This is a genomic window from Enterobacter sp. PL_is514, assembly GCF_055816715.1.
Genome location: NZ_JBVPGN010000024.1, coordinates 1 through 15,480, shown reverse-complemented (window position 1 = coordinate 15,480; position 15,480 = coordinate 1). Strand labels below are relative to the sequence as shown.

Here is a 15,480-nt window from a genome sequence, read left to right as displayed (position 1 = left end):
TACTCATCATTATCCTTTCTCTTTGGCTTTTGCCAGCATGGCGCGGATGTTTGCCACGTTAGCCTGCCCCTTGTGCATCCGCTCTTCTGCGGTAATCACTTTGCGCTCCTGTTCCCAGATCACGTCATCCTGCGGCAGCTCCAGCAGAAAACGGCTCGGCTCCGGGCGGACAAGTTCGCCATACTGACGGCGCTCTTTACACAGCGTGAACGTCAGCTCTTTCTGCGCGCGGGTGATCCCCACGTAGGCCAGGCGGCGCTCCTCGTCGACGTTGTCTTCATCAATGCTGCTCTGATGCGGTAACAACCCCTCTTCCATACCGACCAGATAGACATACGGGAACTCCAGACCTTTTGACGCATGCAGCGTCATCAGCTGAACCTGATCGGCCTCTTCTTCGCTCTCGCCCCGCTCCATCATGTCGCGCAGGGTAAAGCGGGTGACCACCTGCGTCAGGGTCATCGGCTCGTCGATTTCGGAGCCCTCCAGCATTTCGGTCATCCAGCTGAAGAGCTGGTTAACGTTCTTCATGCGCATCTCAGCCGCTTTCGGGCTGGCCGACGTTTCGTACAGCCAGGACTCATAGTCGATGCCGTGAATAAGATCGCGCACCGCCGCCACCGGCTCGCGCTCCGCGAGACGTTGCACTTCGCCAAGCCAGTGGGTGAATCGCGTTAATGAATCATACCCGCGTCCGGTTAACGTCTGGCTCAGCCCCATGTCGAAGCTGGCGGTAAACATACTTTTGTTGCGGGTCATCGCCCACTCGCCGAGCTTTTGCAGCGTCGCCGGGCCAATCTCGCGTTTTGGCGTATTCACGATGCGCAGAAACGCGCTGTCGTCATCCGGGTTCGTGAGTACGCGCAGGTAGGCCAGCAGATCTTTGATTTCTGGTCGTGAGAAGAACGACGTGCCGCCCGAGATTTTGTACGGAATGCGGTTCTGCATCAGCATCTTTTCAAAGACGCGCGACTGGTGATTGCCGCGATAGAGGATCGCGTAATCCTTATATTCAGTTTTGTTGACGAAGTGGTGGGCGATGAGTTCGCCCGTCACGCGCTCCGCTTCATGATCCTCATTGTTGGCGCTGAGCACTTTCAGCTCCGTACCGTAGCCCAGTTCGGAGAAGAGACGCTTCTCAAACACGTGCGGGTTATTGGCAATCAGGATGTTAGCTGCTTTCAGGATACGCCCGGAGGAGCGATAGTTCTGTTCCAGCTTAATCACCTGCAGCGCCGGGAAATCTTTGCTCAGCAGCACCAGGTTTTGCGGGCGCGCGCCGCGCCAGGAGTAAATTGACTGGTCGTCGTCGCCTACCACGGTAAAACGCGCGCGCTGCCCCACCAGCAGCTTCACCAGCTCGTACTGGCTGGTGTTGGTGTCCTGATACTCATCCACCAGCAGGTAACGGATTTTGTTCTGCCAGCGCTCGCGCACCTCTTCATTACGCTGCAGCAGCAGCGTCGGCAGCAGGATCAGGTCGTCGAAGTCCAGCACGTTGCACGCTTTCATATGTGCATCGTACAGACCGTAGCAGTGGGCGAAGATGCGATCCCGTTCGCCTTTGGCGATCGCCGCGGCCTGGGCCGGCGTCATCAGATCGTTTTTCCAGTTCGAGATCGTCGAGATCAGCTGCTGCAACAGCACTTTATCATCTTCGATCAGCCCCTCGGTGAGCTCTTTGAGCAGCGCCACCTGATCGGTGTCATCGAAGAGCGAGAAGTTGGACTTCATTCCCAGCGCCGCATACTCGCGTTTGATGATATCCAGCCCCAGCGTGTGGAAGGTGGAGATCATCAGGCCGCGCGCCTCTTTACGGCCCAGCGTCTGACCGACACGCTCTTTCATCTCGCGCGCCGCTTTATTGGTAAAGGTGACCGCCGCAATGTGTCGCGCCTGATACCCGCAGTTGTGGATCAGATGGGCGATTTTGTTGGTGATCACGCGGGTTTTACCCGAACCGGCCCCTGCCAGCACCAGGCATGGTCCAGTAACGAATTCGACCGCTTGTTGTTGTCCAGGGTTTAAACGCATGGGAGTATTGCTCAATCTTCGAACGGGGTGTGGATTGTAGCAGAAAGCCGGTCGCAGATTTACCGGCTAATGATAAAGTGGAGAAATCGCGTTTAAACCTTAGAGCAGAACCATGAAAAAGACCGCAGCAGCCCTGCATATTCTGGTAAAAGAAGAGAAACTGGCTCAGGAGATCCTGGCCAAGCTGGAGCGCGGCATCAGCTTTGATCATCTGGCGAAGCGTTACTCTAAATGCCCGTCCGGGCGCAATGGCGGCGATCTTGGGGAGTTTCAACAAGGTGCGATGGTCGGCCCGTTCGATCAGGCGGTCTTTAGCTGCCCGCTTCTGAAGCCCTACGGCCCGGTAAAAACCAAATTTGGCTACCATATCATTAAGGTGCTTTATCGCCGCTGACGCGTGGTATATTGCGCCCCGATTTATCTCAACCTATTCAAGGCACGATCATGGCAAAAACAGCAGCAGCACTGCATATTCTTGTTAAAGAAGAGAAACTGGCTCTGGATCTTCTGGAGCAGATCAAAAACGGCGCCGACTTCGGCAAACTGGCGAAGAAGCACTCTATCTGTCCGTCAGGCAAACGCGGCGGCGATCTGGGTGAATTCCGCCAGGGTCAGATGGTACCGGCGTTCGATAAAGTGGTCTTCTCCTGCCCGGTGCTGGAGCCAACCGGCCCGCTGCACACGCAGTTCGGCTACCACGTGATTAAAGTGCTGTATCGCAAATAAAAAAGCCGGGTGGCGGCTGCGCCTTACCCGGCCTACATCTTACGGTTTTGTAGGTCGGGTAAGCGAAGCGCCACCCGACAAGATTGTTAGCCCGCTACCGCGATACGCTTCATATCGGTCATGTAGCCACGCAGTTTGTGACCCACTTTCTCGATCTGGTGGCTGCGAATCGCTTCGTTCACGTCGCGCAGCTGCGCGTTGTCCACGGCACCTTCAGCAATCGCTTTGCCCAGATCGCCCGTCTGCAGAGTGGTCATAAACTCTTTCAGCAGCGGTACGCAGGCGTAAGAGAACAGGTAGTTACCGTATTCTGCGGTATCAGAGATCACCACGTTCATTTCGTACAGACGCTTACGGGCGATGGTGTTCGCAATCAGCGGCAGCTCGTGCAGTGATTCGTAGTACGCAGACTCTTCGATGATGCCGGAATCCACCATGGTTTCGAACGCCAGCTCAACGCCTGCTTTCACCATCGCGATCATCAGGACGCCTTTATCGAAGTACTCCTGCTCGCCGATTTTACCTTCATACTGCGGCGCGGTTTCGAACGCAGTCTTACCGGTCTCTTCACGCCAGGTCAGCAGTTTCTTATCGTCGTTCGCCCAGTCCGCCATCATACCGGAAGAGAACTCGCCGGAGATGATGTCGTCCATGTGTTTCTGGAACAGCGGCGCCATGATGTTTTTCAGCTGTTCAGACAGCGCGTAAGCACGCAGTTTTGCCGGGTTGGACAGACGGTCCATCATCAGCGTAATACCGCCCTGCTTCAGCGCTTCGGTGATGGTTTCCCAGCCGAACTGAATCAGTTTTTCCGCGTAGGCCGGGTCGGTACCCTCTTCCACCAGCTTGTCGAAGCACAGCAGAGAACCGGCCTGCAGCATGCCGCACAGAATGGTCTGCTCGCCCATCAGGTCAGATTTCACTTCGGCAACGAAGGACGATTCCAGCACGCCCGCACGGTGGCCGCCGGTCGCCGCTGCCCATGCTTTGGCAATCGCCATGCCTTCGCCTTTCGGATCGTTTTCCGGGTGAACTGCGATAAGCGTCGGCACGCCGAAGCCACGCTTGTACTCTTCGCGTACTTCCGTACCCGGACACTTCGGTGCCACCATCACTACGGTGATGTCTTTACGGATCTGCTCGCCCACTTCAACGATGTTGAAGCCGTGGGAGTAACCCAGCGCGGCACCGTCTTTCATCAGCGGCTGTACGGAACGCACAACGTCTGAGTGCTGTTTGTCCGGGGTCAGGTTAACCACCAGATCCGCCTGCGGGATCAGCTCTTCGTAGGTACCCACTTTGAAGCCGTTTTCGGTCGCTTTACGCCAGGAAGCACGCTTCTCGGCAATCGCTTCTTTACGCAGGGCGTAGGAGATATCCAGACCGGAGTCACGCATGTTCAGGCCCTGGTTCAGACCCTGTGCGCCACAGCCGACGATGACCACTTTTTTACCCTGAAGGTAGCTCGCGCCATCGGCAAATTCGTCGCGCGCCATGAAGCGGCATTTGCCCAGCTGCGCCAGCTGTTGGCGCAAGTTCAGTGTATTAAAGTAGTTAGCCATGGGTGATACCTCGTGATGTTGTGTGTCTTATTGTTCGGTTCGCGTTTCAGCGAGAATGTACCCACATTACAACAGGAAATTTATTGCGGAAATTGATATATTCACAACGTCACGTTGCAATTTTTGCAATATAAAAAGAGGGAGTGGAATCAGTGGATTTACGCGATCTGAAAATGTTCCTGCACCTGGCGGAAAGCCGTCACTTTGGCCGCAGCGCGCGGGCGATGCACGTTAGCCCCTCCACGCTTTCGCGCCAGATCCAGCGCCTTGAGGAAGACCTCGGCCAGCCGCTGTTCGTGCGCGACAACCGCACCGTCACCCTCACGGAAGCGGGCGAAGAGTTGCGCATTTTTGCCCAGCAGACGCTGTTGCAGTACCAGCAGCTGCGTCACTCGATTGACCAGCAGGGGCCGTCACTTTCCGGTGAGCTGCATATTTTCTGCTCCGTGACCGCCGCCTATAGCCATCTGCCGCCCATTCTCGACCGCTTCCGCGCGGCGCATCCGTCGGTTGAAATTAAACTCACTACCGGCGACGCCTCCGACGCAATGGAGAAAGTGGTGACGGGCGAAGCGGATCTCGCCATTGCCGGGAAGCCGGAAACCCTGCCGGGCGCGGTGGCATTCTCGATGCTGGAGAATCTGGCAGTAGTACTGATTGCCCCCGCGCTGCCCTGCCCGGTGCGTAATCAGGTGTCGGTGGAAAAACCGGACTGGTCCACGGTGCCGTTTATCATGGCCGATCAGGGGCCGGTGCGTCGCCGCATCGAGCTGTGGTTCCGCCGTCAGAAAATCAGCAACCCGTCGATTTACGCTACCGTCAGCGGCCATGAAGCGATGGTGTCGATGGTGGCGCTGGGCTGCGGCGTGGCGCTGCTGCCGGAAGTGGTGCTGGAAAATAGCCCGGAACCGGTGCGCAATCGCGTAATGATTCTGGAGCGCAGCGACGAGAAGACGCCGTTTGAGCTTGGCGTGTGCGCACAAAAAAAGCGGCTGCATGAGCCGCTTATTGATGCGTTCTGGACGATATTGCCGAACCACTAAAGCCGGGTGGCGCTGCGCTTACCCGGCCAGACCTTAGCCCGCGAGGAAGAAGCGGAAGGCCGGGTTATGGGTTTCGTCGTGACACTCATAGCCCAGCTCGTTCAGCCGTGTTTCGAAATCCGGCTCGTGCTCGCCCAGTTCAAACGCCGCCAGCACGCGCCCGTAGTCGGTGCCGTGGCTGCGGTAGTGGAACAGAGAGATGTTCCAGTGCGTGCCCAGCGTGTGCAGGAACTTGAGCAGCGCGCCCGGCGATTCCGGGAACTCGAAGCTGAACAGACGTTCCCTGAGCGGCTTCGATGGACGCCCGCCAACCATGTAGCGCACGTGCAGCTTCGCCATCTCGTCGTCAGAGAGATCGACCACGCTGTAGCCGCCCTCATGCAGCAGGTTGAGGATCTCTTTGCGCTCCTCCACGCCACGGCTCAGACGCACGCCGACAAAAATACAGGCGTCTTTGGCATCGGCAAAACGGTAGTTAAATTCCGTCACAGAACGACCACCCAGCAGCTGACAGAACTTCAGGAAGCTGCCCTTCTCTTCCGGGATGGTCACCGCCAGCAGCGCTTCACGCTGTTCGCCCAGCTCGCAGCGCTCGGAAACGTAGCGCAGGCCGTGGAAGTTCACGTTGGCACCAGACAGCACGTGCGCCAGCCGCTCGCCGCGGATGTTGTGCTGCGCGATGTATTTTTTCATCCCCGCCAGCGCCAGCGCGCCGGAAGGTTCCGCCACCGCGCGCACATCCTCGAACAGATCTTTCATCGCCGCGCAGATAGCATCGCTATCAACCGTGACGATATCGTCGAGATATTCCTGGCACAGGCGGAAGGTTTCATCCCCAATGCGCTTCACCGCCACGCCCTCGGCAAACAGCCCGACGCGCGGCAGATCTACCGGGTGACCCGCATCCAGCGCCGCTTTCAGGCAGGCAGAGTCTTCCGCTTCAACGGCGATGACTTTGATCTGCGGCATCAGCTGTTTGATCAGCACCGCCACGCCCGCAGCCAGGCCGCCGCCGCCGACCGGCACAAACACGCGATCGAGATGGGCATCCTGCTGTAGCAGTTCAAGCGCCAGCGTGCCCTGCCCGGCAATCACCATCGGGTGGTCGAACGGCGGCACCCAGGTGAAACCCTGCTGCTGCGCCAGCTCGATCGCTTTGGCTTTGGCTTCGTCGAAGTTAGCCCCGTGGAGCAGCACTTCGCCGCCGAAACCTCGCACCGCATCGACTTTGATGTCCGCGGTTGCGACCGGCATCACGATCAGCGCTTTCAGCCCCAGACGGGCAGACGAGAACGCAACGCCCTGGGCGTGGTTGCCCGCCGAGGCGGTAATCACGCCGCGCGCTTTCTGCTCGTCGGTCAGCCCGGCCATCATCGCGTAGGCGCCGCGCAGCTTGAAGCTGTGCACCGGCTGACGGTCTTCGCGCTTGACCAGGATCACGTTGTCGAGGCGCGAAGAGAGTTTTTCCATTTTCTGCAGGGGCGTAACCTGCACGGCTTCATAGACCGGCGCGCGCAGCACCGCTCTCAGGTATTCCGCCCCCTCGGGGGCGGCGGATAAGGGTTGTGACTCGGCCATCATTAGCCCCCAAGTTTCGATTTATCGCGCACCGCGCCTTTATCTGCACTGGTGGCAAGGCTCGCGTAGGCGCGCAGGGCGAAGGAGACTTCGCGCTGGCGATCTTTCGGCGTCCAGGCTTTGTCGCCGCGGGCCTCCTGGGCTTCACGACGGGCCGCGATCTCCTGGTCGGTAAGCTTGAGCTGAATGCCACGATTCGGAATGTCGATTTCGATCAGGTCGCCGTCTTCGATGATGGCAATGTTGCCGCCGCTTGCTGCTTCCGGTGAAACGTGGCCGATGGAGAGACCAGAGGTGCCGCCGGAGAAACGCCCGTCGGTGATCAGCGCGCAGGCTTTACCGAGGCCCATCGATTTCAGGAAGGTGGTTGGGTAGAGCATCTCCTGCATGCCCGGGCCGCCTTTCGGCCCTTCATAACGGATGACAACCACGTCGCCTTCCACCACTTTACCGCCCAGGATAGCGTCTACCGCTTCATCCTGGCTTTCGTACACTTTCGCCGGACCGGTGAATTTCAGGATGCTGTCGTCCACGCCAGCGGTCTTCACGATGCAGCCATTTTCCGCAAAGTTACCGTACAGCACGGCCAGGCCGCCGTCTTTGCTGTAGGCGTGTTCCAGCGAGCGGATGCAGCCTTCGGCGCGGTCATCGTCCAGGGTATCCCAGCGACAGTCCTGCGAGAACGCCTGGGTGGTGCGAATACCGGCAGGACCCGCGCGGAACATTTTTTTCACCGCGTCGTCTTTGGTCAGCATCACGTCGTATTGGTCCAGCGACTCAGGCAACGTCAGGCCGAGGACGTTTTTCACGTCACGGTTCAGCAGCCCGGCGCGATCCAGCTCGCCGAGGATACCGATGACGCCACCGGCACGGTGCACGTCTTCCATGTGGTACTTCTGCGTACTCGGCGCGACCTTACACAGCTGCGGCACTTTACGGGACAGCTTGTCGATATCGCTCATGGTGAAGTCGATTTCGGCTTCCTGCGCGGCGGCCAGCAGGTGCAGAACGGTATTGGTGGAACCGCCCATGGCGATATCCAGGGTCATGGCGTTCTCGAACGCCGCTTTGCTGGCGATGCTGCGCGGCAGCGCGCTGGCGTCGTCCTGCTCGTAGTAGCGTTTGGTCAGCTCAACGATACGTTTACCGGCATTGAGGAACAGCTGCTTACGGTCGGCGTGGGTCGCCAGCAGCGAGCCGTTGCCCGGCTGAGAAAGGCCCAGCGCTTCGGTCAGGCAGTTCATGGAGTTGGCGGTGAACATACCGGAACAGGAGCCGCAGGTCGGACACGCGGAGCGCTCAACCTGGTCGCTCTGCTCGTCAGAGACTTTCGGATCCGCACCCTGGATCATCGCATCAACCAGGTCGAGCTTGATGATTTTGTCGGAGAGCTTGGTTTTCCCCGCTTCCATTGGGCCACCGGAGACGAAGATCACCGGAATATTAAGGCGCAGGGAGGCCATCAGCATCCCCGGAGTGATTTTGTCGCAGTTGGAGATACAGACCATTGCATCGGCGCAGTGGGCGTTAACCATGTACTCCACCGAGTCGGCGATCAGTTCGCGCGACGGCAGTGAATAGAGCATGCCCCCGTGCCCCATCGCGATACCGTCATCCACCGCAATGGTGTTGAACTCTTTCGCCACGCCGCCGGAGGCCTCGATTTGCTCGGCAACCAGCTTACCCAGATCGCGCAGGTGCACGTGGCCCGGAACGAACTGGGTGAAGGAGTTCACCACGGCGATAATTGGCTTACCGAAATCGGCGTCGGTCATTCCGGTGGCGCGCCACAGTGCGCGGGCACCCGCCATGTTACGGCCGTGGGTGGTGGTGGCTGAACGATACTTAGGCATGCTTTATTTACTCCCGTCTGACTATGTAATGGGACGGTGCGTGCCGTCCCAAATTTATACTTAGTGATTAACCTGATCCAACCAGCCGTATTTATCTTCTGTTTCGCCGGTGAAGAGGCCAAAGAACGCTTGCTGAATGCGTTTGGTGACCGGGCCACAGCGGCCTTCGCCCACCTGGATACCGTCTACGCTGCGCACCGGCGTGATTTCAGCCGCGGTACCGGACATAAAGACTTCATCCGCCAGGTACAGGGATTCGCGAGACAGCACCTGCTCGCGCACTTCGATACCCAGATCTTTCGCCAGCTTGATGATGGCATCACGGGTGATGCCCGGCAGCGCGGACGAGGTGAACGGCGGCGTGAACAGGATGCCGTCTTTCACTTCAAACAGGTTTTCACCTGCGCCTTCGGAGATGTAGCCGTTTACGTCCAGGGCGATACCTTCCTGATAGCCGTGACGGCGCGCTTCGCTACCGACCAGCAGTGAAGAGAGGTAGTTACCGCCCGCTTTCGCGGCGGTCGGGATGGTGTTTGGCGCAACGCGGTTCCAGGAAGAGACCATTGCGTCGATCCCCTGCTCCAGGGCTTCTGCACCCAGGTAGGCACCCCATGGGAACGCGGCAATGATCACATCCGTGGTATAGCCAGCGGGCGGGTTCACTCCCATACCGACGTCGCCCACAAACACCAGCGGGCGAATATAGGCGCTGGTCAGGTTGTTCTTGCGAATCACGTCGCGACAGGCTTCCATCAGCTCGTCGACGCTCTGGGAAACCGGGAAACGATAAATTTTGGCTGAGTCATGCAGACGCTGCATGTGTTCGCGATGGCGGAACACCACTGGCCCTTTGTGAGAATCGTAGCAGCGGATGCCTTCAAACACGGAGGTACCGTAATGCAGCGCGTGGGACATCACGTGGACCTTCGCGTCCTCCCAGCGAACCATCTCACCGTTGAACCAAATGTAATCAGCTTTTTTTGTCGTCATTTTTTCGTCCTGTCACGCTTAAGCGCGGATTTGTTGTGATGTGGTTGTGCTCTGGCAGATGGCAACATGGGCAACGTCTACCAGCTTTGATAACTGACTAAACAGTAAGTCGACCGACCGCGGGCTGGCAACGGTTAATTCGATACTGATATTCCGGGCGTCAGTGGCCGTCTCCATATTCATAGAGCAAATCTGAAAACCACGATGACGCACCACGCGCAAAACGCGTTCTAAGGTTTCCGGGTTGAAGCGAGCCTGTACGGCGACCTGATGCTGCATCATGATAATTTCTCCATCATTTGTGAGTTACTGGCACCAGGCGGTACCAGCGGCCAGACGTTCTCGAGTTCATCGATTGAGACATGAAGCAGGTAAGGCCCCTCGCTGTTCAGCATGGTGTCGAGCGCCGCTTCAACCTGATCTTTACGGGTGATGTGCTGACCAGGGATGCCAAAGGCGCTGGCCAGGGTGAGGAAATCGGGGTTATCGGTGAGCGTCGTTTCGCTGTAGCGCTCCTGGAAGAACAGCTGTTGCCACTGACGAACCATCCCTAAACGCTGGTTGTCGAGCAACACGATCTTCAGCGGCAACTGCTTACGCTTAACGGTGCCGAGCTCCTGAACGTTCATCATGAAGGAGCCGTCACCGGAGATACAGATAACAGTATCGTTCGGGCGGGCAACCTGTGCGCCAACGGCAGCTGGCAGACCGAAGCCCATCGTCCCTAACCCGCTGGAAGTGATGAAGTTTTCCGGGCGGGTGTAGGTCATGTGCTGCGCGGACCACATCTGGTGCTGGCCTACGTCGGTGGTGACGACGCTGTCAGCCGGTTTACGGTCGGACAACTGCTTCAACAGCAGCGGCGCGTAGATGGCCTCGCCGGGGTGGTCGTAACGCCAGGCGTGCTCGGCGCGCATGTCTGCGGTGTGCTGACGCCATGCATTGATATCCAGCGGCTGCTGCAATGCCGGTAACAGCGCGTTGAGATCGCCCTGCAGGGCAACGTGCGCCTGACGCAGCTTGTTCATCTCCGCCGGGTCGATATCCATATGGATCACTTTGGCGTTCGGCGCAAAGGTATTCAGCTTGCCGGTGACGCGGTCGTCAAAACGGGCACCTACGGCGATGAGCAGATCGCACGCCTGCACCGCCAGGTTTGCCGCTTTGGTGCCGTGCATCCCCAGCATGCCCAGATAGTATGGGTAATCCGCGTCGACGGCACCGAGACCTTTCAGCGTACAGGTCGCTGGCATCTGCGTTGTTGCGATAAATTCGCGCAGGGCTGGGACGGCCTGCGCCATGCCGACGCCACCGCCGACGTACAGCATCGGCTGTTTCGCCTGCGCCAGCATCTGACGCGCCTCTTCAACTTCCGCATCCGGAAACGCATTGTCGCTTTCAACGGTTGAGAAGTGCGGTTCCAAATCGCCGAATGCCACCTGGATATCTTTCGGGATATCGACCAGAACCGGACCAGGACGACCTGAGTTTGCCACTTCGAACGCTTCTGCCATTACGCGCGGCAGCTCTTCCAGAGACTGGACGAGGAAGCTGTGTTTGGTGCAGGCCAGCGATAAACCGAGGACGTCGACTTCCTGGAAAGCGTCGGTACCGATGAACGGAGACGCCACCTGCCCGGTGATGGCGACAACGGGAACAGAATCCAGCAGCGCGTCAGCCAGGCCGGTGATCAGGTTAGTTGCGCCAGGGCCTGACGTCGCCATACACACGCCGGTTTTACCGGTCGCGCGGGCGTAACCAATGGCCGCCATCACTGCGCCCTGCTCGTGTCGGCACAAGAGATGTTCCACGCCGCCGTCATACAGTGCATCGTAAATCGGCATAATTGCGCCACCTGGATAACCGAATACTGTCTCGACTCCCTGCGCGCGCAACGCATGTACTACCCACTGTGCCCCATTCATAGTTAGTTCCCCGTCATAAATCGGGAGAAACAGAATTTTGTGCTAGTCGTCATTCTCTGCTCCTCATCTGCGTTTTTTAGTCATAAAAAAACCCCCGGACCTTTCGGTGCGGGGGTCTTAGTTCGTTAAGGCTTGATTTCTAAGCCTTTCCTCGTCCAAGTGCAGCCCCGCACGGTGGGATAATAATCACCACCACGCTAATCACGACCAGGCTAATCACTCGTAGAAGGGCTGTCATTTTTCAGTTCGTTTTGCATCTTGTTCGAAGGAATACCTAAAGAGTTATCACAGTTTTCAAATTAAACACAAGATTTATTTATGACGGATTTGGTTAGTCCGCGAATCACATTTCTTAAAAGCGTTGTTTTATATACGGAAATTAGAAAATGAATATTTTTCATTTTTTTACTGTGGCGCTAACCGTCAAAACAGGATTTTTTCGTTCTGCGAGGAGCTTTCCATGATTATGAAATTGTTGCAATGCGCCATTAAAATCCCTGAACAAGCGGCGTAAATTCGCGAAATGGCAATAAACAAACATAACGAGCACTGACATAGTCACACCAGGAGGTAGTGCAAATGTCACTGTCAGTTGTTTATACGCGTGCGGCTCTCGGGGTAAAGGCACCGCTTGTTTCCGTCGAGGTTCATTTGAGTAACGGGCTACCCGGACTCACGCTTGTCGGGTTACCTGAAACGACGGTTAAAGAGGCCAGGGATCGCGTCCGCAGCGCAATAATAAATAGCGGTTATGCCTTCCCCGCGAAGAAGATCACCATCAACCTTGCTCCTGCCGATCTGCCTAAAGAGGGGGGACGATACGATTTACCTATCGCAATTGCCCTTCTCGCGGCTTCTGAGCAGCTTAATACGACACGGCTAGGCTCGTATGAGTTCGTTGGCGAACTCGCGCTTACAGGCGCGTTAAGAGGCGTTCCCGGGGCGATATCGGGAGCGCTGGAAGCCATACGTGCAGGGCGGCAAATCATTGTAGCCAATGAAAACGCATCAGAAGTGAGTCTTATCGCGGAAAAAGGATGCCTCATCGCGGGGCATTTACAGGAAGTTTGTGCATGGCTGGAAGGGCGGCATGAACTGTCCGAGCCGGAGGAGTGTGATGATGTTATAGCGGATGCTCCAGAGGATCTCAGCGAGATTATGGGGCAGGAGCAAGGGAAACGGGCGCTGGAGATTACGGCTGCAGGGGGACACAATCTTCTGTTAATTGGTCCGCCGGGTACGGGTAAAACCATGTTGGCGAGCAGATTGAGTGGGTTGCTTCCACCGCTCAATAATCATGAAGCGCTGGAAAGTGCCGCCATATACAGCCTCATCAGTTCTGCATCGTTGCAAAAACAGTGGCGCCGTCGCCCTTTTCGTTCCCCACATCATAGCGCTTCACTGACGGCAATGGTCGGCGGTGGGTCTATCCCCGGGCCGGGTGAGATCTCGCTGGCACACAATGGCATTCTGTTTCTTGATGAATTGCCGGAGTTTGAGCGCCGCGTGCTGGATGCACTGCGGGAGCCCATTGAATCCGGCGAGATACATATCTCACGCACGCGGGCCAAAATAAGCTATCCCGCGCAGTTTCAGCTGGTCGCTGCGATGAATCCCAGCCCGACGGGCCACTACCAGGGCAACCATAACCGCTGTACGCCAGAGCAGACATTGCGCTATCTCGGTAAGTTATCCGGTCCGTTCCTCGACCGTTTCGATTTATCTCTCGAAATCCCGCTTCCTCCACCGGGCCTGCTCAGGCAAACGGGCATCACGGGTGAAAGCTCAGCAGAGGTACGCGAGCGGGTGATTACAGCCCAGAAGCGGCAGTACGCCCGTCAGAACAGGCTAAATGCGCGGCTGGATAATGCCGGGATCCGGCAGTTTTGTTCTCTTAACATTGAGGATGCGGGATGGCTGGAGGAGACGTTGACGCGGTTCGGGCTATCCATACGTGCGTGGCAGCGTTTGTTGAAAGTGGCCAGAACCATTGCTGACGTAGAGGGGTGCACTGACATTGAGAGGAAACATTTGCAGGAGGCGCTGAGCTATCGCGCTATCGATCGTTTGCTGCTGCATCTGCAGAAGTTGCTGGCATAAAAAAAGGGGCCGTAGCCCCTTCTTATCATCTTAGTCATCAGACTCGGTGTAGTCTTCTGCACCTTCCATCTGCGGCTTACCGCCAGACAGCGTATGGAAGCGCTTTGGACGCTTAATGCGCGCCATGTACTTGATCCACACACGTTCCGCTTCAGACTGCGGCTCACGCTCACCACGGCAAACAGAAACAAACTGTTTTTCGTCTTCGGTTGCAGGTTCACGCTTACCCAGATCCAGCTCGTTAAAGGCATAACCATGGCGCTCAAGCAGTTGAGCTTCTTTGATGGTGAAATCGCCGTGACGAGAGAACCCGCGCGGATAATGTTTATTGTCGAAAAAACGATTAGTCGTCGTAAAGCTTTCCGCCATCCTACACGCTCCTAATTCTTTGGCCGAGCTATTTATGGCGCGGAGTATTAGTTACGCTTGACAGAGTGTAAAACAAAACATTTAAATCATAACGACAAATAATTTTGCGGAGAAAGATGTGGATACGGAATTGCTTAAAACTTTCCTTGAAGTGAGCAGAACACGCCACTTTGGGCGAGCAGCTGAAGCCCTTTACCTGACGCAGTCAGCCGTCAGTTTTCGTATTCGACAGCTGGAAAATCAACTGGGTGTGAATCTTTTTACCCGCCATCGTAACAATATTCGCTTAACGCCTGCCGGCGAGAAACTGCTGCCGTACGCTGAAACACTCATGAATACCTGGCAGGCGGCACGCAAAGAGGTGGCACATACGTCGAGGCATAATGAGTTCTCGATAGGGGCCAGCGCTTCCCTGTGGGAATGTATGCTAAGTCAGTGGCTTACCCGGCTTTATCATTCACACAGTCACCTGCAATTCGAAGCCAGGATTGCGCAACGGCAGTCGCTGGTTAAGCAACTTCATGAGCGCCAGCTTGATCTTCTGATCACAACCGAAGCCCCCAAGATGGACGAATTTAGCAGCCAGATTGTGGGTCAGTTTGGACTGGCGCTTTATGCCTCTGAACCTTCAATGATGAAGGCAGACCTGACCTATTTGCGCCTGGAATGGGGGCCAGATTTCCAGCAGCATGAGACGGGATTGATCGCACCTGATGATGTTCCGCAGTTAACGACCAGCTCTGCAGAGATCGCCTGTCAGCAGCTGCCCTTGCTGAGAGGTTGTACCTGGTTACCTGTGCGCTGGGCAGATACTAAAGCGGGGCTGCATACGGTGCTGGATTCCACCACGCTTACCAGGCCGCTGTATGCGATTTGGCTGCAAAACAGTGATAAGCAATCACAGATAAAAGATCTGTTAAAAATCAATGTAATGGATTGATACATCAGCCAGCAGGAATGCTGGCTGAAAAATTAAGAAGAGCGTTTTCTGCAGCGTTTCAGGCAAAAAAAATCCTTTGCCGAAGCAAAGGATTCTATATGGCAGGGGCGGAGAGACTCGAACTCGCGACACCCGGTTTTGGAGACCGGTGCTCTACCAACTGAGCTACGCCCCTAAAGTTTTTGCCATTAAGCCTGCCGATAAGGCAGGCTTAATGTCTTAATAAGTGGCGGAACGGACGGGACTCGAACCCGCGACCCCCTGCGTGACAGGCAGGTATTCTAACCGACTGAACTACCGCTCCACCGAAGACTGCTTGTAACCACCGGATTTATGCACCGGCTTACTACTTAATTTGAT

Annotated in this window: 15 protein-coding genes and 2 tRNA genes; 5 read left to right on the top strand and 12 right to left on the bottom strand. The window is 56.6% G+C overall.

The features are described 5' to 3' along the window. Positions 1-9: 9 nt before the first annotated feature. Positions 10-2,034 carry a DNA helicase Rep gene (rep, locus tag AC0TNG_RS01750; RefSeq protein ID WP_032646096.1) on the bottom strand — a complete coding sequence of 675 codons (2,025 nt, stop codon included), beginning with the start codon at positions 2,032-2,034 and terminating at the stop codon, positions 10-12. Positions 2,035-2,146: 112 nt separating this feature from the next. Between rep and ppiC (AC0TNG_RS01745) the strand changes: the two genes are divergently transcribed. Together ppiC (AC0TNG_RS01745) and ppiC (AC0TNG_RS01740) are read left to right on the top strand one after the other, a co-directional pair. Beyond that, positions 2,147-2,428: a peptidylprolyl isomerase PpiC gene (gene ppiC / locus AC0TNG_RS01745; protein WP_004886860.1), complete on the top strand. Its 282-nt coding sequence runs from the start codon at positions 2,147-2,149 to the stop codon at positions 2,426-2,428. A 50-nt stretch (positions 2,429-2,478) separates the two neighbouring features. After that, on the top strand, positions 2,479-2,760 hold the full coding sequence (gene ppiC / locus AC0TNG_RS01740; protein WP_008501570.1) for a peptidylprolyl isomerase PpiC: 282 nt from the start codon (positions 2,479-2,481) through the stop codon (positions 2,758-2,760). Between the two features lie 86 nt (positions 2,761-2,846). Here the strand turns inward: ppiC (AC0TNG_RS01740) and ilvC are convergent, their stop codons facing one another. Then, on the bottom strand, positions 2,847-4,322 hold the full coding sequence (ilvC, locus tag AC0TNG_RS01735; protein WP_090420900.1) for a ketol-acid reductoisomerase: 1,476 nt from the start codon (positions 4,320-4,322) through the stop codon (positions 2,847-2,849). A gap of 152 nt (positions 4,323-4,474) precedes the next feature. On the opposite strand from ilvC, the gene ilvY reads away from it, so the two are divergent. Continuing rightward, positions 4,475-5,365 carry an HTH-type transcriptional activator IlvY gene (gene ilvY / locus AC0TNG_RS01730; RefSeq protein ID WP_023333829.1) on the top strand — a complete coding sequence of 297 codons (891 nt, stop codon included), beginning with the start codon at positions 4,475-4,477 and terminating at the stop codon, positions 5,363-5,365. 33 nt (positions 5,366-5,398) lie between these two features. Here ilvY and ilvA read toward each other — a convergent pair whose 3' ends face one another. The 7 genes from ilvA to ilvL form a co-directional block, all read right to left on the bottom strand. After that, positions 5,399-6,943: a threonine ammonia-lyase, biosynthetic gene (ilvA, locus tag AC0TNG_RS01725; protein WP_024907958.1), complete on the bottom strand. Its 1,545-nt coding sequence runs from the start codon at positions 6,941-6,943 to the stop codon at positions 5,399-5,401. Positions 6,944-6,945: 2 nt separating this feature from the next. Next, on the bottom strand, positions 6,946-8,796 hold the full coding sequence (gene ilvD / locus AC0TNG_RS01720; protein ID WP_032646098.1) for a dihydroxy-acid dehydratase: 1,851 nt from the start codon (positions 8,794-8,796) through the stop codon (positions 6,946-6,948). Positions 8,797-8,856: 60 nt separating this feature from the next. Further along, entirely contained in the window at positions 8,857-9,786 is a 930-nt protein-coding gene (gene ilvE / locus AC0TNG_RS01715) for a branched-chain-amino-acid transaminase (RefSeq protein WP_023309654.1), read from the bottom strand. A gap of 18 nt (positions 9,787-9,804) precedes the next feature. Next, positions 9,805-10,068, bottom strand: coding sequence for an acetolactate synthase 2 small subunit (gene ilvM, locus AC0TNG_RS01710; RefSeq protein WP_024907956.1), 264 nt, complete (start codon positions 10,066-10,068; stop codon positions 9,805-9,807). Next, entirely contained in the window at positions 10,065-11,711 is a 1,647-nt protein-coding gene (ilvG, locus tag AC0TNG_RS01705) for an acetolactate synthase 2 catalytic subunit (RefSeq protein WP_370884607.1), read from the bottom strand. Before ilvG ends, ilvM begins: the two co-directional genes overlap by 4 nt. Positions 11,712-11,713: 2 nt before the next feature. Continuing rightward, complete coding sequence (gene ilvX, locus AC0TNG_RS01700) at positions 11,714-11,764, bottom strand: peptide IlvX (RefSeq protein WP_166792073.1); 51 nt, start codon at positions 11,762-11,764, stop codon at positions 11,714-11,716. 86 nt (positions 11,765-11,850) lie between these two features. Further along, positions 11,851-11,949 carry an ilv operon leader peptide gene (ilvL, locus tag AC0TNG_RS01695; RefSeq protein WP_001311244.1) on the bottom strand — a complete coding sequence of 33 codons (99 nt, stop codon included), beginning with the start codon at positions 11,947-11,949 and terminating at the stop codon, positions 11,851-11,853. Between the two features lie 341 nt (positions 11,950-12,290). Here ilvL and AC0TNG_RS01690 point away from each other — a divergent pair, with 341 nt between their 5' ends. After that, complete coding sequence (locus tag AC0TNG_RS01690; protein ID WP_267217773.1) at positions 12,291-13,811, top strand: YifB family Mg chelatase-like AAA ATPase; 1,521 nt, start codon at positions 12,291-12,293, stop codon at positions 13,809-13,811. 30 nt (positions 13,812-13,841) lie between these two features. On the opposite strand, the gene AC0TNG_RS01685 is transcribed toward AC0TNG_RS01690, so the two are convergent. Then, complete coding sequence (locus tag AC0TNG_RS01685; protein ID WP_008501577.1) at positions 13,842-14,180, bottom strand: MaoP family protein; 339 nt, start codon at positions 14,178-14,180, stop codon at positions 13,842-13,844. A gap of 118 nt (positions 14,181-14,298) precedes the next feature. Here AC0TNG_RS01685 and hdfR point away from each other — a divergent pair, with 118 nt between their 5' ends. After that, the gene (gene hdfR / locus AC0TNG_RS01680) at positions 14,299-15,120 is read left to right on the top strand and encodes an HTH-type transcriptional regulator HdfR (RefSeq protein ID WP_024907953.1); all 822 of its coding nucleotides are present in this window, start codon (positions 14,299-14,301) and stop codon (positions 15,118-15,120) included. A 99-nt stretch (positions 15,121-15,219) separates the two neighbouring features. On the opposite strand, the gene AC0TNG_RS01675 is transcribed toward hdfR, so the two are convergent. Then, positions 15,220-15,295, bottom strand: a tRNA-Trp gene (locus AC0TNG_RS01675). A gap of 52 nt (positions 15,296-15,347) precedes the next feature. After that, positions 15,348-15,424: transfer RNA gene (locus tag AC0TNG_RS01670), tRNA-Asp, on the bottom strand. Positions 15,425-15,480: the final 56 nt, after the last annotated feature.